The organism is Mesorhizobium sp. CAU 1732, from assembly GCF_039888675.1.
GTDB lineage: Bacteria > Pseudomonadota > Alphaproteobacteria > Rhizobiales > Rhizobiaceae > Aerobium.
Genome location: NZ_JBDQQR010000001.1, coordinates 3,446,919 through 3,467,235 on the forward strand (window position 1 = coordinate 3,446,919; position 20,317 = coordinate 3,467,235).

Annotated in this window: 27 protein-coding genes; 3 read left to right on the forward strand and 24 right to left on the reverse strand. The window is 59.8% G+C overall.

The features are described from left to right. Positions 1 to 31: 31 nt before the first annotated feature. From AAFN55_RS16785 to AAFN55_RS16800, 4 genes are all read right to left on the reverse strand, one after another. The gene (locus AAFN55_RS16785; RefSeq protein WP_347799967.1) at positions 32 to 451 is read right to left on the reverse strand and encodes a GNAT family N-acetyltransferase; all 420 of its coding nucleotides are present in this window, start codon (positions 449 to 451) and stop codon (positions 32 to 34) included. Next, positions 451 to 1,116, reverse strand: coding sequence for a hypothetical protein (locus AAFN55_RS16790; RefSeq protein WP_347799968.1), 666 nt, complete (start codon positions 1,114 to 1,116; stop codon positions 451 to 453). The genes AAFN55_RS16785 and AAFN55_RS16790 overlap by 1 nt, the downstream gene beginning before the upstream one ends. Positions 1,117 to 1,182: 66 nt before the next feature. Then, complete coding sequence (locus AAFN55_RS16795; protein WP_347799969.1) at positions 1,183 to 1,806, reverse strand: hypothetical protein; 624 nt, start codon at positions 1,804 to 1,806, stop codon at positions 1,183 to 1,185. 12 nt (positions 1,807 to 1,818) lie between these two features. Then, the gene (locus tag AAFN55_RS16800; protein ID WP_347799970.1) at positions 1,819 to 4,530 is read right to left on the reverse strand and encodes a tape measure protein; all 2,712 of its coding nucleotides are present in this window, start codon (positions 4,528 to 4,530) and stop codon (positions 1,819 to 1,821) included. On the opposite strand from AAFN55_RS16800, the gene AAFN55_RS16805 reads away from it, so the two are divergent. After that, on the forward strand, positions 4,520 to 4,852 hold the full coding sequence (locus AAFN55_RS16805; protein ID WP_347799971.1) for a hypothetical protein: 333 nt from the start codon (positions 4,520 to 4,522) through the stop codon (positions 4,850 to 4,852). The genes AAFN55_RS16800 and AAFN55_RS16805 overlap by 11 nt on opposite strands. 174 nt (positions 4,853 to 5,026) lie before the next feature. Here the strand turns inward: AAFN55_RS16805 and AAFN55_RS16810 are convergent, their stop codons facing one another. The 13 genes from AAFN55_RS16810 to AAFN55_RS16870 all read right to left on the reverse strand — a co-directional run bounded on the left by AAFN55_RS16810 (position 5,027) and on the right by AAFN55_RS16870 (position 13,915). Continuing rightward, on the reverse strand, positions 5,027 to 5,509 hold the full coding sequence (locus AAFN55_RS16810) for a gene transfer agent family protein (protein ID WP_347799972.1): 483 nt from the start codon (positions 5,507 to 5,509) through the stop codon (positions 5,027 to 5,029). Between the two features lie 22 nt (positions 5,510 to 5,531). Continuing rightward, positions 5,532 to 5,978 (reverse strand): phage tail tube protein, encoded by a 447-nt coding sequence (locus AAFN55_RS16815; RefSeq protein WP_347799973.1) that lies wholly within the window; start codon positions 5,976 to 5,978, stop codon positions 5,532 to 5,534. 45 nt (positions 5,979 to 6,023) lie between these two features. Next, a complete protein-coding gene (locus AAFN55_RS16820) occupies positions 6,024 to 6,416 on the reverse strand; it encodes a DUF3168 domain-containing protein (RefSeq protein WP_347799974.1) in 393 nt (130 codons plus the stop codon). Continuing rightward, positions 6,409 to 6,828, reverse strand: coding sequence for an HK97-gp10 family putative phage morphogenesis protein (locus AAFN55_RS16825; protein ID WP_347799975.1), 420 nt, complete (start codon positions 6,826 to 6,828; stop codon positions 6,409 to 6,411). Before AAFN55_RS16825 ends, AAFN55_RS16820 begins: the two co-directional genes overlap by 8 nt. A 9-nt stretch (positions 6,829 to 6,837) precedes the next feature. Next, positions 6,838 to 7,179: a head-tail adaptor protein gene (locus AAFN55_RS16830; RefSeq protein WP_347799976.1), complete on the reverse strand. Its 342-nt coding sequence runs from the start codon at positions 7,177 to 7,179 to the stop codon at positions 6,838 to 6,840. 192 nt (positions 7,180 to 7,371) lie between these two features. Beyond that, positions 7,372 to 7,653, reverse strand: a complete 282-nt coding sequence (locus tag AAFN55_RS16835) for a head-tail connector protein (RefSeq protein ID WP_347799977.1) — start codon at positions 7,651 to 7,653, stop codon at positions 7,372 to 7,374. Next, on the reverse strand, positions 7,637 to 7,873 hold the full coding sequence (locus AAFN55_RS16840; protein WP_347799978.1) for a hypothetical protein: 237 nt from the start codon (positions 7,871 to 7,873) through the stop codon (positions 7,637 to 7,639). Before AAFN55_RS16840 ends, AAFN55_RS16835 begins: the two co-directional genes overlap by 17 nt. 51 nt (positions 7,874 to 7,924) lie before the next feature. Further along, the gene (locus AAFN55_RS16845) at positions 7,925 to 9,130 is read right to left on the reverse strand and encodes a phage major capsid protein (protein WP_347799979.1); all 1,206 of its coding nucleotides are present in this window, start codon (positions 9,128 to 9,130) and stop codon (positions 7,925 to 7,927) included. Next, positions 9,130 to 9,999, reverse strand: coding sequence for a head maturation protease, ClpP-related (locus AAFN55_RS16850; RefSeq protein WP_347799980.1), 870 nt, complete (start codon positions 9,997 to 9,999; stop codon positions 9,130 to 9,132). Before AAFN55_RS16850 ends, AAFN55_RS16845 begins: the two co-directional genes overlap by 1 nt. 6 nt (positions 10,000 to 10,005) lie before the next feature. Continuing rightward, positions 10,006 to 11,262 carry a phage portal protein gene (locus tag AAFN55_RS16855; RefSeq protein WP_347799981.1) on the reverse strand — a complete coding sequence of 419 codons (1,257 nt, stop codon included), beginning with the start codon at positions 11,260 to 11,262 and terminating at the stop codon, positions 10,006 to 10,008. Positions 11,263 to 11,269: 7 nt separating this feature from the next. Next, positions 11,270 to 13,117: a terminase TerL endonuclease subunit gene (locus AAFN55_RS16860; RefSeq protein WP_347799982.1), complete on the reverse strand. Its 1,848-nt coding sequence runs from the start codon at positions 13,115 to 13,117 to the stop codon at positions 11,270 to 11,272. Beyond that, complete coding sequence (locus AAFN55_RS16865; protein WP_347799983.1) at positions 13,062 to 13,469, reverse strand: P27 family phage terminase small subunit; 408 nt, start codon at positions 13,467 to 13,469, stop codon at positions 13,062 to 13,064. Before AAFN55_RS16865 ends, AAFN55_RS16860 begins: the two co-directional genes overlap by 56 nt. A 119-nt stretch (positions 13,470 to 13,588) precedes the next feature. Beyond that, positions 13,589 to 13,915: an HNH endonuclease gene (locus AAFN55_RS16870; protein WP_347799984.1), complete on the reverse strand. Its 327-nt coding sequence runs from the start codon at positions 13,913 to 13,915 to the stop codon at positions 13,589 to 13,591. Positions 13,916 to 13,980: 65 nt separating this feature from the next. Here AAFN55_RS16870 and AAFN55_RS16875 point away from each other — a divergent pair, with 65 nt between their 5' ends. Together AAFN55_RS16875 and AAFN55_RS16880 are read left to right on the forward strand one after the other, a co-directional pair. Continuing rightward, positions 13,981 to 14,520, forward strand: a complete 540-nt coding sequence (locus tag AAFN55_RS16875; RefSeq protein ID WP_347799985.1) for a hypothetical protein — start codon at positions 13,981 to 13,983, stop codon at positions 14,518 to 14,520. After that, a complete protein-coding gene (locus AAFN55_RS16880; RefSeq protein ID WP_347799986.1) occupies positions 14,517 to 14,903 on the forward strand; it encodes a hypothetical protein in 387 nt (128 codons plus the stop codon). Before AAFN55_RS16875 ends, AAFN55_RS16880 begins: the two co-directional genes overlap by 4 nt. Before the next feature lie 255 nt (positions 14,904 to 15,158). Here AAFN55_RS16880 and AAFN55_RS16885 read toward each other — a convergent pair whose 3' ends face one another. From AAFN55_RS16885 to AAFN55_RS16915, 7 genes are all read right to left on the reverse strand, one after another. Continuing rightward, positions 15,159 to 16,241, reverse strand: coding sequence for a hypothetical protein (locus AAFN55_RS16885; RefSeq protein WP_347799987.1), 1,083 nt, complete (start codon positions 16,239 to 16,241; stop codon positions 15,159 to 15,161). Next, positions 16,234 to 16,656, reverse strand: coding sequence for a hypothetical protein (locus tag AAFN55_RS16890; protein WP_347799988.1), 423 nt, complete (start codon positions 16,654 to 16,656; stop codon positions 16,234 to 16,236). The genes AAFN55_RS16885 and AAFN55_RS16890 overlap by 8 nt, the downstream gene beginning before the upstream one ends. Positions 16,657 to 16,695: 39 nt before the next feature. After that, positions 16,696 to 16,845, reverse strand: coding sequence for a hypothetical protein (locus AAFN55_RS16895; RefSeq protein ID WP_347799989.1), 150 nt, complete (start codon positions 16,843 to 16,845; stop codon positions 16,696 to 16,698). A gap of 68 nt (positions 16,846 to 16,913) precedes the next feature. Beyond that, complete coding sequence (locus AAFN55_RS16900) at positions 16,914 to 17,087, reverse strand: hypothetical protein (RefSeq protein ID WP_347799990.1); 174 nt, start codon at positions 17,085 to 17,087, stop codon at positions 16,914 to 16,916. Positions 17,088 to 17,348: 261 nt separating this feature from the next. Continuing rightward, positions 17,349 to 19,694: a DUF3987 domain-containing protein gene (locus AAFN55_RS16905; protein WP_347799991.1), complete on the reverse strand. Its 2,346-nt coding sequence runs from the start codon at positions 19,692 to 19,694 to the stop codon at positions 17,349 to 17,351. Then, the gene (locus AAFN55_RS16910; RefSeq protein ID WP_347799992.1) at positions 19,666 to 19,935 is read right to left on the reverse strand and encodes a hypothetical protein; all 270 of its coding nucleotides are present in this window, start codon (positions 19,933 to 19,935) and stop codon (positions 19,666 to 19,668) included. Before AAFN55_RS16910 ends, AAFN55_RS16905 begins: the two co-directional genes overlap by 29 nt. Next, a complete protein-coding gene (locus AAFN55_RS16915) occupies positions 19,932 to 20,279 on the reverse strand; it encodes a hypothetical protein (RefSeq protein ID WP_347799993.1) in 348 nt (115 codons plus the stop codon). Before AAFN55_RS16915 ends, AAFN55_RS16910 begins: the two co-directional genes overlap by 4 nt. Positions 20,280 to 20,317 lie beyond the last annotated feature (38 nt).

A 20,317-nucleotide genomic window follows, 5' to 3' on the forward strand; every position in this document is an offset into this window, starting at 1 on the left:
AAGCCCGGAGCAATGCCGACGATGCGGCGCTCTACAGGCTCTTCAAAAAGTGCGTCTCGGCAGCGGCGTAGCCGCGCCGTTCGTAGAGACGGGAGACGTCATTGGTCGCGAGCGATGCCATGCCGACAGCGACGCAGCCTTGCTCGCGCGCCCACGCCTCGTAGGCGTCCAGCATCTTGAATGCGGAGCGTCCGCGGGCTTCGGGCCGGATGAACCAAACCGTTTCTTTGGCTACGCGGCCCATGCCGAACGGATGGTCCGTTGCGGCTGCCATCAGGACGCCTTGAGCGGGATCGCCAAGCACCAGCACAAGACCAGCCGCCATGTGCTGCTTGAACAGCGCCTCGGCGCGCACGGCATCGAACGGGAACGTGAACCCCGCCGCCTTGTGACTTTCGCCAAGCAGGCGCACAACGCGCAGGCGGTCGCTCTCGGTGGCGTGCCTCACCATCAAAATATCCCGAGGAATTTCTTCCTCTTGGGCTGGCTTGGAACTTTTCCTTTGATCGAGCCCCAGAAGATTTCGTATTCACCAGCCGTACTGGCATCCACGAAGAACGTGTCCGTCGCGCTGCGAAGCTTCTGGCTTTCGTGGCTACGCGTTTCGGTGTTCGACCGCGTCATTTCCTGCGTGTGGCTCACACACCGCATCTCAACGCCGCCCTCGTCGTTTTCCGAAGGCGTGTTGATCGTGATTTCGTCCACGAAGCCGACAAACCGGCATTGAGCCGGCGCCACCATCTGTCGTGTCTCTGGATTGAAAAGCCCGCGGTAGATTTCAACGCGAGCCTGCTTGCAGTCGTACTCGCGGACCAGCGTCTCGACGTGGTCGACAACCTGGCTCAGACGGATGGTGACGGACTGTACCGACAGGTTGGCCACGGCCGGAATGTCGCTGATCTGCACCAGCGTTCCCGAGCCGTACCAATCGCGGGTGACCGGCAGGCCGGTGTCGGGATGGATGACAGCCGCCGACACATTGCCGACGTCGGACCACATGCCGTCCGTGACAGCCGCGCCTGTCGTTCGATTGCGCGCGACGATCCAGAGGAAGTCACGAGCAACCAGTCGACGCGCCTGTAGCGCGGCGAAGTTCTCAGGAGAGAGAGAGCGCATGGGAATCCAGACGTGTGTGGGGTAATAGGTGGTAATAGCCAGCAGGGAGGCCGGAAGCAGCGCCGCCTACCTTGCCTCTATCGCTTGAAACGAAACCGCACCACGCCCAGTAGCGAGGTCCGCCGTGCTACTGATTGAGCCCGGAACGACTGTCATGACGCACGAAGGCTTCACGACGCTAACCGGCGTGTTTGTCGTCACGCCGGGCCAAATATGAGGCCGGACCTCGAAATCGGTATCTATCCAGCCCGTACTTACGGCCGTGCGCGTTTCCATGACCTGATGCAGATCCCGATCGCCCATCTGGATCATGTCACCCACGGTCAGTCGCATGTTTGGCGTTAGTTGGTTTACCTGGATGCTCTTACGGTCGGCTCGGATGACAAGCAGATTACCAGTTGCCAGTGCGCCATTACCCGGATGTGCCTGCGGCCTACATCGCGACAGCGCATAGCCCCGGAAGGTCTGTAGGCCGTTCTCTAGGCTCGCCAACCGCGCGCGCCATTCGTCCAGTTCGTTCGGACGTAGCGACCGCGTGGTGTAGGAGGCCTGCCACAGCGGCGAGCCGAAGTCCTTTACCAGCGTGCGGCCGTTGGCCTGCCGACTTTGCTCCTGCCGATAAAGCAGCGCGAACTCGGTAGACCAGCCCGGCCAGTTGGCGAGCAAGTCCAGTGGGTAGGTTATTGCCATGTGTGTCCCACCCTAAAACTTGTGCCGGCCCTTTTGGCCTTTGCTCACGGTCGCGAGAACCCGCGAAGAAAACTCCGCCTTGTCCTTCGCGATGACCTGCTCCAGCCGCGCAACAGCCTCAACCGAAGCACCGCGTGCATCGATCTGCGGGGCGTAGGTCACGGACGGGCCATTCTGATTGGCCGGTGCCTGTAGCCGCGGCATGGTTGGCGCCGTGATACCCACCGGTCCGCCATTGGCGTAACCACGCCGCATGGCCTCGACGATGCCGACGCCGCCAGCAGCGGCAACATCCGCCTGCGACCACACGACCTCACCTTTGTGCACCACGCCGGCAGGCTGGTTCTTGCCGCCGGGGCCGGTGTAGCCGCCTTCAGACCAAAGGCCGGGTGCGCCGGAGAATTTGACGCCGCCTCCGAGGCCAAGCAGGCTCAAGAAGTTGAACCCGCCGCCCCCCGGTGGCGTGAAAGCAGCATTGAAGGCCATGTCGAGCAGTTTGTTGCCGACTTTCGTCAACGCCTCCGCAAAGATGTCCGCAGCCTTCTTGCCCTGAATTAGCCCGTCAACGATTCCGCGTGTCAGGTCTTTCTGGAACTCCTGCATCTCTTCCGCCTTGCGGCGGATTTCGTCTTGAGACTCACCGAGCTTTGCTGCCTCAACCGTGGCTGTCGCGTACTCATTGGCGAGCCCCGCGATCTCGGCCTTCAGTTCCGGGGTGATTTCCTTCCCGGCCTTGAGTGCAGCATTGAGAAGTTCCTGTTCAGCACGCGCCCGTTCAACTGCGTAGCCATAGTCGTCAACGAGTGGGTTCAGGCCACGCATAACTTCGGTTTCGGCAACCTGCGCCGCCGTCGCTTCAGTGATGCGTTCTGCGAGTCGTTCGTATTCGTCGGCGCGTTCTTTCGGTGGCTTTTTGCCCTCGGCCGATCGACCTGCATTACCCGCAAGGTTGGCTTCGGCGATGCGCTTGATCTGGTCTTCTGTAAGCTGCACGCCGTCCTTGATGGACTTCTCACGAACGCGCGATATTTCGTTCTCGATGGCAAGCTGGTCTTTGCCCAGCTTCGCGCGACGCATGGCGTCTTTCTCGTAAGCCTCTCGCTCCGCCTGAATGGCATTGCCAGCGACGCGAGACGCGCCGTACTGCTGATAGGCTTCGGCGTTCGGATCGGAATTGACCGAAGCAAGCTCTGCTTTTGCCTGCCTAGCCGCCGTAATAACCAGCGCCAAACGATCCAAGAGCGGTTGCATCTGGTCCGCCAGACCCTGAAAATTCGGATTAGCGTTGGCGAGGGCGAAGAGTTCGTTCTTCACCTCTTCGGCGGATTCGGCATCCCTCTCAAGCTCGTCCCGCAGATCCTCCAGAGAACCAAGCTGTTCGTCATTGACGAGTCGGCGAGGCGCGTTATCGATGATCTCTGAGAACAAGCGGACGGCAGCGGCGTGCGCCTCGTCAAATTGATCGGCGGCAGCCGCGACCTCATGTCCAAGTGCGTTTTTGAGGGCTTCGTTAAAGCGCTCTCCGGCCGCCTCAACCGATACTGCGGCGTCCTCTGCTTTTTTGCTAAGTGCCTCAAGTCGAGCAGCGAACCTGTCTGCGCCCGCGCTTGCGTCGCTCGTACTGCTGCTAAACAATACCAGCGACGAGACAACGGCGCCGCCTATAAGCAGCCCAACAGGGCCGGCCACAGCGCCAAGGCCCGTGAAGGCCACAGACAGCGACGCCATAGTGCGGGCTGCCGTAAGAGCCTGCGTAAAGCGCACCAGCGCCGAGCCTGCCAGGCCAAGCGTCGAAATCATCTTAAGCAACGATCGGCCAATCAAAGCGCCAGCAATGACGGATGCGAGTTGCAATGCAACGTCTGCCGTCTTGTCGAAGTTATCCGCCATGATGACCAGCGCCTCGCTGATCTTCGCAGACACGCCAGTCGCTTGGTCGGCGTTGCCGACATATTCGAGAAGGGCATTCTGCAGAAGCTGCACACCATCCGAAATGGTGGCGGGCATGTCCGCCGCTTCCTTGCGAAGCTTTTCCATCTGGCTGGACAGCGCGCTAACGATATCGCGGCCCGTAATCTTGCCTTGCGAACCGAGAGTGCGCAATTCGTTGACGGTAACGCCAAGGCCCTCAGCCAGCGCCTCAGCGAGCCGACCGCCCGTCGAAATGACCGTGTTAAGGTCGTCGCCGGACAGCTTTCCAATCGCCATCGCCTTCGATAGAGCATCCATCACGGATGCGGCACGCTGCCCCTTAGCGCCTGAAATCACCAGCGCGTTATTGACGGATTCCGTGTAGTCGAGCGTCTGACTAGTGCTGTATCCCAACTCGCGCATCGCGGTCGCGTTCAGAAGGTAGCCTTCCGCCGTCTGCTCAAGCGACGAATATGTGCGACGGGCGACCTCGCCCAGCCGTCCCATAACCTCGGCGCCCTTCTCCATACCCCCCGCGGCGAGTGAAACGCGGCTGTTCAGGTCGGTCCAAGTGTCCGTGAGACGGATAAGCTCGCGCGCACCAAGTGCGGCGCCAATTCCGGCCATGGGCGCAATCAAGCTGCGCGCCATGTTCTTGCCGATGCCGTCAAGCCTACGGTTCGCATTGCGCCAGGTCTGCTCGACCTGTCTTGCCGCCTTGGAAGAGACGCCGTTCATCTGCTGCAAATCGCGCATGAACGGCTTCATCTCCATGCGCATAACTGCGCGGAGTTCTTCCACGGTGACAGCCATCTTTGATCCTGATATTTATGCGGGCATGAAAACCTTAATCGCGGTCACATGCCTCGCGGTCCTGTCGTGGACGGGCTACTTCTTCTGGGGGGAGTACGAAGCCCACGCTGCGCGCGAGAGCGCGTCAGAAGTCGCGCGTCTAAACGCGTGCCAAGAGACGATCGTGGCATATGAGACATTTCGCGTTCGCGGCGGCCTGATGCCCGATGGCATCAGAGGAGAGGCGCAGTTCCAGAACGTCGCGGCAAGGTGCGCAGATGCACTAAAACAGGCGCGCGGGTGGGATATCGTTGTGACCGCAGATGGCGCGGTTATGAACTAACCGCCTTCACCATCGCCAGATGCTCCTCGTATGTCGGAGCTGCGGTCTCTTGCTCGCCTCCATTCGCCTTCGACCAACCGTTCGCCGAGACTGAAAGCTCCCACAGCGTCATCGTATCGACGGCACGGGGCGAGAAGCCCATGGCCGCACCGAGGCCGTAATAGGTGGAGAAAACTAGGCGTCCGTCTCCGCCTTCGGCTCCGTCGTCTCCACCTCCGTTTTTCCCACGGCGTCATCCTTGTCCTCGGACAGCGCCTTAAGAAGGATCGCGGCCGCAAGGCTGATGTGCTCCGTGAGCGGGCGTGTATCGACGTACCGCGACACCGCCACCCAAGCATCGGTGGGAGTAATGCCGCCGCCGATCAACCCGAGCCGGATTGGCTCGCGCACGTCATCGACGCGCCAGTCGCCACCAAAGTTTCTAACCAAGGCAAAGACGTTCAGCGCGGAAATGTAGTCGCTGTCGTTCTCGCCAAGGTCGAAGTCTTTCGGGTGGGGCCTCTTCAGGAACTCCGACTGAGGCTGATATGACATCAACCGCGCCAGGATCGTCGCGGGGCCTGCCTCGCACTTTTCCTGCAGTTCGCGAAGCTCTCCGATGGCAAGGCGGAACTTTCGCTCCGCCCCGCCGAACACTTCATGAAGGGTCTGTGTCATATCGGCTCCTCGGCGGCGTCAATTAGACGCCTGGCACCCAGACGATTTCGCCGTCGCTCTGAAGAGCAACAGTCGCGGACACATAGCCCTTGCCTTCCTTGGCGACGCCAAGCGACGTCATGACATAGTTGCCGGAGAAGTGGCCGCCCAGATCGGCGCCTGCGCCGCCTAGCGTGACGCGAACGGCGAACGGGGCGCCGGCAAGCATGTAGTCGCGGAGAACGCCGAAAGACACAGGGTCCATCGTGCCGGCGCCATTGATGCCGGCCGACAACGTGTCAACCGCGCGAAGAACCCAATTCGGCGCGTCCGGGGCTTCGCAGTCCGGTGCGCTAGCGTCGGTCGTCGTCGCCTCAATGGCAAAATCACGGCTGGAGTTGATCGTGCAGTTGTGACTAAAAACTTCAGGCTCGGCGCCGTCAGAGAACTGGATAAGGAGTTGTTTCGTTACAGCCACGTAGGCCTCCATAAAAATGGCCGCTCTTGGCGGCCTTTGTTGTCTTGGGAGAGCCGCTTACGACGGCTGTGTTTCGATCGTGATCGACATTCGCGCTCGATAGAGCGGCGGGTCGTCGGTGTAGTTTATGGATTCCACGCGGACTCTATCGGCCACATGGCCCACGATCGCTAAGGGCTGTTCGTGCACCGCGTTGCGGATATCGGCAGCGATCTCCTTGGTCTTCAGATAGTTGACCGTGTCAGCCCACACATCAACCTGCATGGTGCTTTCGGTGCGATCCCAGCACTCTTCGTCGATCGGCGTCTCGAAGCCTGGCCAGACCTGCACATAGGGGTAAGTTGCCGTGCCCTGCGGAGGCGTGCTGTAAACCCGCTGACCTGCCGCGGTATTCAGCCCGCGCAACCGCGCAACAATCGCAGCCTGCAGTGGTAGATTTGGACTAGCCATTGCTTGCCGCGTCTTTCATCGCCCTCTTCCAACCCCGCCTTACATTGGCTAACGCCTTCTTTCGGCGCGCCCTGTAACCAGGGTAGAAGAATGGATTAGGAGACATATCCTTCGTGCCAAATTCCTGCGCCAAGGCGTAGTCGTAGTTCGGGGAATTGCCCTTCTCGCTGTTGCGAACAGCTTTGGTAGTCGCCGCTCCGCCTGCCTTGATCTCGACGCCAACCGTACCGTCCGTCAGCGCTTCGGTTCGGATCGTTCCGGCAAGCACACCGTCGTCTTTTGGCGCAAGCGATCGTTGCAGCATGTTGATCTCGCGCCCTGCCAACAAGAGGTCAGCCTGCGCCCGCCTCTTTACCGCGTCGGGAATGCGCGCCAGCTTTCGCTTGAGACGCTCCATGTTCAGGATTTTCATGCTTGCCGCCTATTGTGGAACGCCCGACTGCACCAGCATCTCGAGGTATCCTCGGTTGTCGCGCGACTCGCGCGGGTGCTCTCGGATATTGAACACCTCGCCGGTGCGTGCGTTGACAGCCTTGTCAGTCGGAAGGATGCTGCGCGCGACCGTGCTAGTGCGGATAGTCAGGATCGCGGGCTGTTGAGCCTCAAGGCGCGCCGCCATCACCGTTTCACCGCCACGCGAATACAAGATCTGCGCAGCGGTTGTGAGCAAATCGGTCCACGTTTCGGTTTCGCCACCGTACCCGTCATCCGTGAGGGCGGCCCGGAGAATTGTGAATTTCTCGCGAAGACTACCCGCCCCCATCTTCGCCCCCTACCGTCTCCGCTACAGGCTCCGCGTCCCGGCTCGCCTTACGCATCCGAATGGCTTTAGCGGTGGCGAGTGCCGCGTCAGCGCACGCACGAGTGACATTCTGCGTCATTCCGGCCTTGTAGGCGATGGTAACTCCGTACCGGGGGAACCAGTCGTAGTCGCAGGTGAAGTGGACCCAAGGCATCAGACGCGCAACCTCCGATACGGATCGAGCAAGCGGCGTGCTGTCGGAATCTCCGCCTGGATGGTGCCGGTAATCACGGCCTCGCGGTTCTCAAACATGCCTGCCATCATCAGCAGAGTCGCGGCATCAAATGCAAACTCGGCGCCGGCGGGAACTACATCTCGGTTGGTGTAGGTCTTCGTCCAGGCCACGGCCGCCGCTAGGTAGAGGGCGATTTCCTCGTCCTCATCGTCATGCCAGACGCGTAAATGCTTCTTGGCTAGCTCAAGACTTACGACCACGGCGCACCCTCGGCTTCGATACAGCGCCGCCCCTCTCGACATATCTGTCGGGTGGCGGGGATGGTGCGTGGGTGGCATCTGTCTTGTCGCTGACCGCCCACCCGTTATCGACCGCTACCTGAGCAAGATTGCCGTCGACATTATCGCCAAACGTGAACTGCGTCGGATAGACCTCGCCGGTCTTCACGCCCTTGAAGGGCTTGGTGACTGTCGCTTTCATGAAGCCCTCCGTAGAATGGAAGGGGCGAGCCGAAGCCCGCCCCCCGTCGCATTATTGGCCAGCCGAAACGACGTGGTAGCGCAGCTTCGTCGGATCGACGACGCCACCGCCAACGCGCTTCGTGGTGTAGAACTGCACGAACGGCTTGTTGGTGTACGGATCGCGCAGGATGCGGATGCCCATACGGTCAATAACCAGGTAGCCGGTGAAGTCACCGAACACGACCGGGATGGCATCGGCCGCGACGTCTGGCATTGCAGCCATTTCCGTCACCGGGAAGCCGAGGATCGTTGCCGGCTGACCGGACACAAGACCGGGCTGCCAGATGTAGCTGTCCTGGCCGTCCCTCAGTTTACGGATTTCACCCTGCGTCTTGCGGTTCATAGTGAACCGCGCGTTCGGGGTGCGCTCGCTCGGAAGGTCGTAGACCAGATTGATCAAGCCGTCCGTGGTGAGTGCGGCTGCATCGCCGGAATTAACGGACGGAATTGCGCCCCACGGATGCGAACCGACCGTGGTGTAGGTCAGCAGGCCCTTCGGCTTGTTGGTACCATCGCCCGATACGAATGCGATGCCTTCCTGATAGGCAAACTCGGTCTCGACTTCGCCGGCAAGCCACGACTCGATATTTACTTCGGAGTCATCAAGCAGGCGCTGTGTCGCGGCCGGGTTGGCATAAATCTCGCCCGTGGCGAAGGTAACCTGCTGGAACTGTGCGGCAGCCGTCTCTGGGCGAGCAGCCGTCTCGCCGACCCAGCCAGATGCGGTTGCGCGATCGTTGTAGAGCTTCGAGAAGCCGTTGCCGGAAATCGTCTGGACCGAAGCGATCTGACGCATTGGGGAAACGATCTTGAGCTTGTCGACGATGGTGCGATCCCACTCGGTCGGAGCGGTATAGCCGCCGTCTTCCGGCGTGCCGACATTCATAGCGGCCTTCGGGTTGGCGTGCGCAGCGGCATCAAGGCCAGCCTCGTCGCCCTTCCGGAAGAAGCGATCGAACGCCTTGGCGTACTCGCCCTTAGCCTTCGTCTCTTCGTTGGCGCCACCGACCTGAATCGCAGCCAACTTCGAATTGGCGTCGTCGATCGCGGCGGTCAGCTTGCCGATTTCGGTGTTGATGCGCTCGACCTTATCGGTGCGAACCACATCTTCCTGGCCCTTCTTGACGTCTGCAAGAGCGGCATTGTGCTCGGCTTTGAAAGCCTCAAAGGCAGTACCCTGCTTTTCGATCAGGGACTTGATTTCGGTAGCGTCCATCAGTGGACCTCCATGCGAGAGATGTTGTTGGTGAGAGCGGCCGCGATGGCCGCAAGGTCAGGTCCGCTGACATCACGTTCAGTGGTTTCCACACCCGCATCACGCGGGGCGGACTTCATTTCGGAAATCGTCGTCTTGGCTTCCTTGATAGAAGCACCGGCCATGCGCATTGCGCGTTCGGCTTTCTTTTCGGCCCGAACGGTCTGCGCCATTGCGCTCGCGTCTGGGTCGGTCTTCAGGCGATCAGCCGGAAGCAATTCAGTGGCGAAGCCCGCGTCGATGGCTTCCTGTCCGGAGAACCACGTCTCGGCGTCCATCCATTCGGCGACGGTCTCGGCATTGTTGCCGCTTCGCGCCTCGTAGACACCCGCCATGCTGGCGTCGAACTTCTCCATGGTCTCGGACATCTTGGCGAAGTCGCGCCGGTTGCCGATGGCGATGGTCCAGCAATTGTGGATCATGATTTCGCTGGCGGCGCCGATTTCGATCTCGTCGCCGGCCATAGCAATGACGCTGGCCGCACTGGCCGCAAGCCCCAGCACCTTGACCTTGACGGTCAGGCCGTTGGCCTCGGCGTGGTCTCGGATCTTGTTGTAGATCGCGACGCCCTCAAACATATCGCCGCCGGGCGAGTTGATGTGGACCTCGAAGTCGCGGCGGCCGATGGTGCGCAACGCAGCATCAAGCCGCTTGAGCGTGAACCCTCCGCCAGACCAATAGTCCTCGCCGATCACGTCGTAGATGCTGATGACGTTGTCGCCGACAGCATCGGCTGAGCGGACGCTGGAATCCCAGCGATCCAACACCGCTTCAGGCGTGCGCGCGCTAACGCCCTGCCGCGGGGGCAGGTCAATTCTAGGCATTGTCATGTGGCTTTAGTCCTGTGTCGGCGCGTCGGCCGTGGTCGGCTGCTCGCCAAGCGGCGTCATGTTCAGCGGCTCGAGATAAGTGTCGCCACCCTCAATCGGGTCCATGTCCTCGAGCGCGCGGATATCGTTTGCCGAAAGAAATCCGCTGTTGCGGCCGATTGCGTAAGCCTCGTAGCGCGACTTGGTGTCGCCCTTAAGCAGGGCTGCGTTGTTAAACCGCGCGTAAAGATCAGGCTCGCTTTCGTCGATCAGGTCGCGGGCAATAGCCTGCTCCCACATCGTGAGCCAATCCTGCATCGTATAGGTGACGAAGCCGATGCCCATCTGCTCAATGCCGGTTCCCCACGACGACGCCTTGTCGTTGAGGCCGACCATATGGAGCGGAACGCCAAAGTACATGGCGATCTCAGCAAGCGACTGAACGCGGGTCTGAATGAACTGCGCATCGACCGAAGTCATCGACAGGCGCTGGTAGTCCATACCCTCTTCGAGGATAAGGTCGCGGCCTTCAAGCGCCGCGCCCGATCGGTAGTAGTCCAGGCTCTCGCGCAAGGCGACTTGCCCTTCCTCGCCCAGGCTGCCGGGATGCTTAATCACACCGCCCGCACGCGTGCCATTGCGAAACAACGCGCCTGCGTGCTGCTCCGTTGACGCAGCAAGGCCCATGGCTTCCTGCGCGTAGGTGATGACCGGCAAGCCGACAATGCCGTCGAACGTCATGCCGCGAAGGTGCAGCATCTTGTCCTGCTTCAGTATCGTCCGCTGACCGCTAGGTAGCGTGACCGTATATGTCAGCGATAAATCGCGCTCCTGCTTGACCTCGACGTTATCCGCGTTGAGTGGGATTAGCTCGATGATCTTCTTGCCGGACGTGACCTTGTAGGCGTAGCCGTTCCCGCGAAGCAGCACACTCATTTGAAGCATGCGCCGAAACTCTGCCGGCGTCTGCCAGCGGTTCGGCTTGCGCCGCAGTATCGTCCACAAGTCGTGGTCGTCGGCGTCGACACGCGTTTCACCGACACGGCGCTTCAAGTCCAAGGGCAACGTCGCAACATTGCCGGAAATTAGGCTGACGCACCGCCACACCGCCGAAATCTTCATGGCGTTGTCGGCCGTTACCGTGCGGCTGCCTACCGTCTGACCGAGAAGATACTCCTCCAGCGAAGTATCAGCCATACTGTTGAACGATGGCCCGATTTGAACGGGCGCGCGCTTTTGCGGCGTCGGCTCTTTCGACCCGCGCACCCAATCCAATAGACCCATTCGGTCCTCACATTATCAGAAGGCCGCGGCCTTTTTTGTAAACGGATTGCTTTGGTTCGAAGTCGCTGTCAGCGGAGCCGGCCCCCATGGCGATGGTCACCATTCCGTCGATCCGGCCCCGGCTGCGCTTCTTGTCAAAAGCTCGGTTGCCCTGCCCGTCGCTGTCGAGCAGCGCGTTGCCGGCGCACATATATGTAAGTGGTGAGGCGTCTATCGTAACGGACTTCTCAAGGATGCGGTCCTCCAAACGCTCGACTGACCGCGGCATGCACAGAGCGCGATCTTCAAACGAAACGCGCTTGCCCTGTCCGTGAGCCACCAACCGGAGACCGGTCCCTTCCGGCTCATCCGGACCTTTATAGCGCCAGACCGCAAAGCCGATTGCTTCGCAGGCTGCGATGAAATCGGCGATACCAGCAGGGTCGAATGACAGGAACTGGACATCATGTTCCGCGCATAGCTTCTTGACCTCGGCGGCCACGAAGGTCTTGTCGATAACCGCGCCGTGAACCGCCGTCAGATCGACGTCCGGGCTGTCGGACCATTCGACATACTTGGCATTGTCGGCCAGTGCACGTTCGGCAAGACCTTCTTTCGTCGTCCAATACCAGGTCTTGGAATACAGGTGTCCATCGTCGCCCGACCAAGTTGCCGTCAACGCCGTCAAATCGTTCTTGTCGGACAGATCCAATGAGAGCCAGCATTTGCGGCCCTTCATCTTTGCAATGTCGACCTTGCCCTGAACCGCCGCCCATGCGTCTTCGGCGATCCAGAAGTCGGCCGCACCGATTGGAATGCCGAAGTAGAGACGCTTCACCGAGAACGCTGTCGAAAGCAGCACGCGCGCCGTATTCACCTCACCGCGGATGTTCTCGATGGGAAAGGTCACGCCGAGGGCCGGCAGTGCCTTCGGCCACACAGCCTCATTGTCGAAAACCGTTTCTCGGTCAGCCTTATCTACGCGTGCGATGAAGGCAAATGCTTCGTCGTCAACGATCTCTCCAAGCGCGACCTTCTGGTAGAATTCCGAATATTCCGTGCCGACGATCTGCGTCGAGGCCGGCGTGTTGGTGCCGAGGAGCATCAGGGCATCGCCAGGCATCTTCGCAATGGCGCGCTTCCACGTTTCGATCGAAGAGTTGTCTCTGAATTCGTGAATCTCGTCAGCGGCTACAAGTATCGGCCGGGGGCCCGAAATAGCCTGTCCATTCGCAAGAGACTGGAACTTGCTACCAAGCTCCGGAAACTCAATCTTCCAAGCGTTGTCACCCTCCCCCCGAATGATCGCGTCACCGCGCGATACCAACGAGTCTTCGTCATCATCCTCGCCACCCGGTATGGGAGCCCGGCACATCGCGACGGCATCCTTGAACAGGACGTTTGCCGTCGCCCGATCCTGGCCGATGGAATAGACTTCGGCGCGCTTCACCCCGTACCAACCGCCCATGTACAAGCCAGTTGCGGCCATCCACGGGGACTTCGCCTGACCCTTACCCGTCTCCACCCATGCGGAACGAAACCGCATCCGACCGCTATCTTTGCGCCAGCCAAACAAGTTGCCGGTGCAGAAAACCTGCCAGGGTAGAAGATTGAATGGCTTTCCTTCTGCGGCGCCTGCCGTGATCGAGAGGACTGCCGGAGAGAATCCGATAGCCCGCCCTGCAAGTTCCGGACGCCAATGCAGGCCGCGCTTGGCGCCTTCCTTCAAATCTCGAAGGTGTCGCTCCGCCGCGGAGACGTGATGATCACCCGCGATGATCTTTCCGGCCAGCACATCGGTTGCGTACTGGGTAGTCGGGTCATTCCGAAACTGGTTTGAGGTACTGGTCCGCCGCGCGGGCTTTTTTCTTTCCACGCTGCACCTTCGTCGTCTTGCCGCGGCTTACCGGGTCAATGCCGAGTTTCGACTCCAGCACGACGATGCGCTCGTCGGCCTGCCGCATGACGGCCCAGAACGGGTTCCACTGACCAACCTTCGCGCGCTTCGCAGCGAGGATTGCGCCGTGTTCGGCGACGTGCTTTGCGGCCTTGCGATACTGCACCCGGAACTCAACTAGCCGCACGACCGTATGGCCGTTGGCATCCGCCAGCGTTCCTGCAGCTTGTAGTTCCGCCATGACAGCGCGCCATTGCTCAGCGGCCTCGGCAAGGTCGTCTGAATCGGTGAACGTCCGCGACCAATCAGGCTCGCCTTGAATGGCCGACATGATCATCCCCTACGGGGATGGCTGACATCCCCCCTTCTAAAAATTGGTCTCGGTGCGAACGGAGGAGGGGCGCAGGTGTGGAGGCGGTCGCTCGGAGACTTTCCGACCCGCCATCCCCGTCACTGGTTCCATGGATGCAGCGGGTCGACCGGCCTGCCATTGATGTCGGACCCGACCACATAGCCCCGCTTCTCCTCACGCCGAACCAAGGAGTCATGGTGCGGGGCGCAGATGCTCTCGTGGTTGCCCGGATCGATGAACAGACCCCAATCCCCTTTATGCGGGATACGATGGTTCACGACTGCGGCAGCTGTGACGTCTTCCGATTGAAGGCAGCGTTCACATAGAGGTTGGCCGGACAGTTGCGCCTCGCGCGCAACTTTCCAGGCCTTCAGGCCGTACCAGCGATGGTAGGCTGCGGCTTCGGGAGAGCGGTGTGCAGTCATGTGTTGATGGCCGATATTGTGCCTTGTGACCGAATTCAATCGGCATGTATGGATACAAGTTACGAATGGAGAATATTCACGCCTTCATGGAGAAGAGTAGCGCACGAGAGTTAACTTGGCTTGCGCCATGGGGGGCTGCAGTCGCCGCCGCTGGCTTTGTAGGATGGGTGTGTCATTTGACGCTTCCAACTACGGTGCATCTGTCGTCTGCAATAGCGTCCATTATTATCTCGCTCGCGTTACTCGCGTATATCGGTACGACGCTTCACATCATGGCGACGCAGCACGTCCTCACTCCTTCGAAACCGCGGATACTGCTCTACAAACAAGAGGAAAGGGGCATATTCCTTACTTCGCCCTCTGACTGGCTAAGTTACCAATCAGCGTACTCCATGTTCTTGGTAGAGGCAGACGGATTCGAGCGTCTCCTATGCATTGCCGAAGTGCTGATTATACAGGACGACAAAAAGGTGCAGCTTGCGATCGCAAAACGCAATGACAGCGCGGCTGACGTTTGGGACAGTCTGCAGCGGGGGTCAACCGATCACTTCAAACAGATAATCATCAAGCCTGGCGTTCCCATGAACTGGACTGTATCCACATGAAACAAGCGAAAGTCGCCAAAGTCATCGACGAGTATAAGGTAGTTCTTAACGTGGGAGCGGACGACGGCGTGCGCGTACACTCAGAATTCATACTCTATCGTATCGGAACTGAAGTCATCGATCCTGATTCCGGTGAAAGCCTCGGCAACTTCGAAGAGGTCATCGGCCGAGGAATTGTGACACATGTGCAGACTAGGCTCGCAACACTCGAAGCGTCGGAGACGCTAGATGGAGGACGTAAAATTATCCGGAAGTCCTCCCCCTATCGTTTAACATCGATTTCGGGAATGTTTGGTGCCGACACCGAAGAAATTGTAGAGGCACCAGATAAAGCCAAACCCTTTCGGAACGCGATTGTTGGCGACTTCGCAAAGGTAGTTTGACAGATAGCCCCAGCCTCGACCGTCAAAACGGGAGGCCGGGGCTGCACCCGCGCAGCGGAGGAGGTCGCGCGCGGATATCTCGACGCGAAACGGCCGGATGCCCAGCCTTCTCAGCTATAGAAGCTGTCGCGTTGAGATAGTTACCCGACCCTCGCGATCGTTCGGAGCCGGGGCGACCGTAGCCGCAAACTGCTGGGGCCGCCATTCGGCGACCCCTCTCAGTTTATAAGGGTTTTGACCCGGCGAAATTGGCCGCTATGCCACGAACTTTTTTATCGCAGCGGCCAGATTGTCGTTCGAGCCGCGCAATAGACGCGGCCCTGCCTTGCGAGACTTACCGACTGCAGCACCGATGTCGCCGTAGTTCTTGGCCGTCATAGATGCATCCAGCACCGCGACGTCTGCATCTGAGAGTTCAGCGCGCGCCTTCCTCCACTCGGTCGCGCTCACTAGCGCCGAGGCTGTTTCCTGCCAGGATGCCGCTCCACCGCCAGCACACGTCGACTTCTTCCCTGCAAGAAACATATCGGCGACGCGAGGCGGGCTGTAGGGCAGCCCAGCGGGGCAGCGCTTGATCTCCGGCAGCACGGGCGTGTTCGCATATGCGTCGGCGAGCATCTTGGCGGCTTCAGTTCGTCCGATCGACCTTCCGCGCCTCACGGGTCCGGCCTTCAGCTTCTTCGCTGGCTGGGGCGAGTTGAGCATTGCCGACCAAATCCTGTTGCTAGCTCCCCACACAGCCGCACCGCCCTTCTCCTGGCGCGTGCGTTCCTTCGTGCCGAGCATCGCGCCGACAGGCATGCGGACACGCTTCTCAACGACCTTTCCAGTCGCATCGCGCACCAGTGCCATCTCGGTTTGCGTGCCGTCGCTGAAGCGAAGCTTGCCAATGCGCACAACGACTTTGTGGCGCTCGCCCTTGTCATCGACATGCGTGCCGTATTCGACGTCGCCCCCGACGGGATATCGGAAAGTTTCGTGCTCGCCCTTCTTCTTGCCGAAATCAGCCATAGGCACATCTCGATACTCAGCCCTTTTCACGGATGCCGTGATCGCGCCTCTGAGGGTGATCCTGTTTCCGCCAGGCACAATCTCGCGTACCGTTTCGGTCGAGTACTGTGCCTCTTCCTGATCCACATCGGCGCCGTGGGCGCGGTTGTCGTTTGCGGCAGTCCGCCAATTAGTCTGTAATGGCTCCCCTGTTGGTTGGTCGTGCCAGGCAAGAATTGCACCAAGGTCTCTGCCTTTGCGCCTATGCGGCAAAGCTGGTTTGCGGTCGAGATAAGCCGCCAAGCCTTCGAGAAAATCCGAGTACTTTTCAGCATGTGCATTAGCCATTGAGCGTACCTCCCTTGCTGTAATCGGGAATGACCCGAATTTCTTCACTGATGTTGATGTCGCGAATTGCCTCTGACAGTCCTGTTGGTTCACCGCCCTCGCCTTCAGCCATGCGGGCGCAAACTTCGCGAACGAACTCTCTCTGTCGGCACGCCTGCGTCCACGCTTCGGCTTGCGACATGTAGCCGGGCCCGCCGACGAAGGCTTGGAAGTGTGAGAGAATTTTCTCCTCCAATTTCTCGAAACGTGTGTGGAATTTCTGCCTGGCTGACTCGATTACGTCTGCCCGACGATTTCTCGCGATCGCATCGAAAACTGGGTCGATAAGTGCCGATCGTTCTTCCTGCGACATCCGCCGGTAACTGCTTAGTGAGTTAACCGGCTCGATGTCAGAATCTTCCGCCCCGAGGCTCATTGCTCAAAGGTTCGCAGGGCTGTACCGTCCGTCGGGTAATCACGCTGCATTTTCAATCTCCTCCGGGGTATCGTCATTCGCTGCGGTATAGTGCGGCCGTGGGCTGGTCGGCTCGATGCCGGCTGCGCGGGCAATGAAGCGGTCGAGTGCGGTGATGCCGTCTTCTGGTAGGTGGAGCGGCTTGGTCATCGCGGGGACCCCTCTCCAGGCAGGTCCGCCGAGTTGGTTTGGTAGTCGGTCACATTTGGCGCCGAGGCTCATGGCAGCAGCTCTCGGTCGATGTAGTGCCACTCCCAATCGCGATGCGTTTCGCACCAAACGAGCGCCAGTTGCTCGTCGCCCGAAATGTCGGCGAGTTCGTCCACCTGGGACGGGTCAACCTCGTGGCGGATGCGCTTGCCGTTTTTGGTAGTCTCGATGGTGATCGTCATGATGCCCTCCAATTTGCGCCGTTGTGAACTTGTGGAACTTGTGAAAACCGTTGAGGACACATAGGGGGAGACCCTAAAACGCGGGTCCCAGAAGAGTTCTCACAAGTTCACAAGTAGATAGAAAAGAGAGATATAATTCTCTCTATATATATGTTCTTGTTGCGTTTTATGGGTACTAACAACTTGTGGCGACTTCACAAATTCAGCAAACTCTCACAAGTTTGTCGACCGGAGCCCCACAAGTTGTGACGCCCGTTTTGCCTATCCCAAAAGTTTGAATCGGCATCTGGCACCCGGCTTCGCCTTGCCAGACAGTTCGGATACTTTACCTGTATCGATCAGCCATGCGACCGCTTCCGATACCTCGTCCTGGCGCGACGCACTGACGCCTTCCCGCTGGAGAAGGTGCGACCAGGCGAGGGTCTTGTCGGGCGCCCGCTCCAGTGCCCGTACTACTGCCTTACGGAGCGCTTCCGTCGCGCTGCCTGACATATGGCGGTCAACGCCTTCTGAGACGATCTGGATGGAGCGATGAACGATTGCCCAACCCCAGGCCACGTCTTCTGCAGTTATGCCCGGATCGGCGGAGTTTCGGCTCACCGCTCGGATCGTAGCGAGACGGACGGTGTTCTCGGCCGCTCGTCCATTTACGTGGTGCTCGCGGTCGTTCCAGCTTCTATCGGACTGCCACCGGAACACGTCTGACCACAAGCGATAAGCATCACCGCTCTCCCCGCCCACGAAGGGCACCGTGATTTTATTAATTCCCAAAGGGTTGTCCCCTTTTGGGAGGTCTTTGAATGCGCGCTCAAGGTCAGCCTTCAGTTTCGCGGGGATCTTGACTTCACGATTGAGGCGCGGCGGCTTAATTTCATCGGGGCCCTTTCCCTCGATGAAAACGAAGCGCGACAGCATCCCATCCGAAAGGGAATCCTCGGACAACCCAGCGTAAAGCGTAGAAGGCGTCGTCATGCCCAGTACGGTCAGCGCTGGCCCCATTATTGGGGAATCATCTGGCTTCGATTCCGCACTAGCATATTGGCGTCCGTGAAAGACTGCGTCTGCCTGGTCATAGATCGCCAGCAGCAGCTTTCTAATTGAGGCAGACGCTGCGTTTGCGCGTTTCGCGTTCACATCCTGGAGAACGAGGCCGAACTCGTCCATCACCACAACCGTTGACGGGTTCTTCCGGAGCATTCGCTCGATAGCCGCAAAGCTCGTCGGATCGCCGTTCGTTACAGCGCCGGGACGTCCCGCGGAGTTTGCAAGGTGCACTATCGACTTGGGCGCGTGACCCTTTCCAGATGCCACCCCCATTATAGTGGTCATGAACATATTCAGGCCACTCCGTGTTGGCCCAAGAGCCCTGTCGCCGAACATCCCTCCAACCAGTGCTATGGCCGCCGTCAGGGAAAGCTCCGGCACGGGGATGATGGCCGTTTCCGTGATCCACTTCGATACGTCCCGGAGAAGTCCGCCTGCAGCATCTGGAATGAACGGATTCGGGTGCATCTCGGGCAGTGAAGGGTATTTGCGTGCGGGCTCAGCGTCGGGGTCATTGTCGTTCGCCGCGGTCATCTTGGCCTCAGCCTTGCCAATCATACCCCTGACCGCATCTGCACTCGCCGCCCTTTCCTCGTCGCGAGATGCACCGTACTTCCCCCACATCCGAGCGAAGTCCGCACTCGGATCCTTGGATTCGTATCTGGCGAACCAGTCACCCTTCGCCGACAGAAACACCACCAGCGCCTGTTCGGCGGACAGGCCATCGAACGAAAGTTGCTCGACGACTTTGGCCGCATGTGCAGACCGATCCCCGACCTCGTCGGCAGCAAGAAGCTCCGCAGCGGGCACGCTGATGTCGATACCATCGATCGGCGGCAGGTCGCCAATTAGTACAGGGCGCAACTCCGCCGAAGCCTGAATGTGCGGCGCCAGCGCCGCCTGAAGGTCGTCGATGGATGTGACTGTGCCATCCCATTGCTTGGCAACTGTCACCGACACTGCGTCTGGCGAGCGGCCTCGCGAGAGTTTTTTGGCATTTGGCCAATTCAAGCAGCCGGCCACCCGCCAGACGTGCGAGACGTCTACGGTGCAATGGTCGGCATTTGCTGCCCGCTTCAGGCCGGACGCAAGCGGCTTCGCTTCCTGTGGGGAAAGTGGCTTGGCTAGCAGAAGGAAGCACTGGAAGTTGCCAGGGGAACTTTCAACGACGAAGTTCGGGTCGATCGGCATCGAACCTGCGCGACCGGTGTCGTCGTCCATATCCGCTACGAGTGCCAGAACGGCAACGACGTCTGCCTCACCGCCTTTTTTGCCGCGCTCCAAAGACGGCCGCATCAAGTTCGGACAGATGTAGACGTTCGCGTTCGGGGTCTGTGCGTGGGCCATGACGGACTCAACGGTGCCATCGATGTCACCCACAGCGTGGTGGCTAATTACACCGCCGGCACGGTCTTCGCCGTTCGGGTTTGCAAAGAAGGCTGAGACGACAAATTTGCCTGTGAAGCCCACCGCGAGTTGGTGAAGCATCTCGACATGTTTGCGGATCGCAGGCTCGTCAAACGAGGGCGTGAGATCACGCTGCAGTTCTGGCAATGCGGGCATCGGCTGTGTGGCTCCCCAGCGCGGCTTCGGCCGCTTTCGTGATTTGTTCTGCGAGAACGGGATGAAATGTTGCGGCATGTTTTCCGCAGGCGTTCGGCGCGATTGTCCGCAGGCCGGCCGGTGATTGCCGGAGTTGTAGGTTGTAGATGCGCAGATGGTCGCCGATCTCGACATCGAAGGTGGCTAACACCTTGCCAGCCCCATCTGGGGCCGGCCGGATTGCAAGGACGCGGTGCGTCATGCGGCTTCCGCGAGTGTGCGGTCACGGGCAATTTTTTCGCGCATGGCATTAATGGCGAAATCTAATATGTCCGGGTCCCGCGAGAAGAGGTCGGCAACGTGCCGGGAAGCATGGGCTGGGGCATCTTCATTCCCCCACCACTCAACCAGAGACAGCCGTCTCCGGCGCCCCTCGTCGATACGACGCTGTTCGACGTGCAAGACCATCGAGTGTTCGACGGGCCAGACGTGGGTTGGACGGCCGTCTTCGTATTCCACGCGAATGCCGGCACCGCGCACTGGACGATGCGGAATTTCGCCATCACAAAGACGTTGGCTGCGGCTTTTCGAAAAACCTGAAGGCATGCAAAAATCCTCGTCTCCCCGACGCGTGGCGCGGGGCG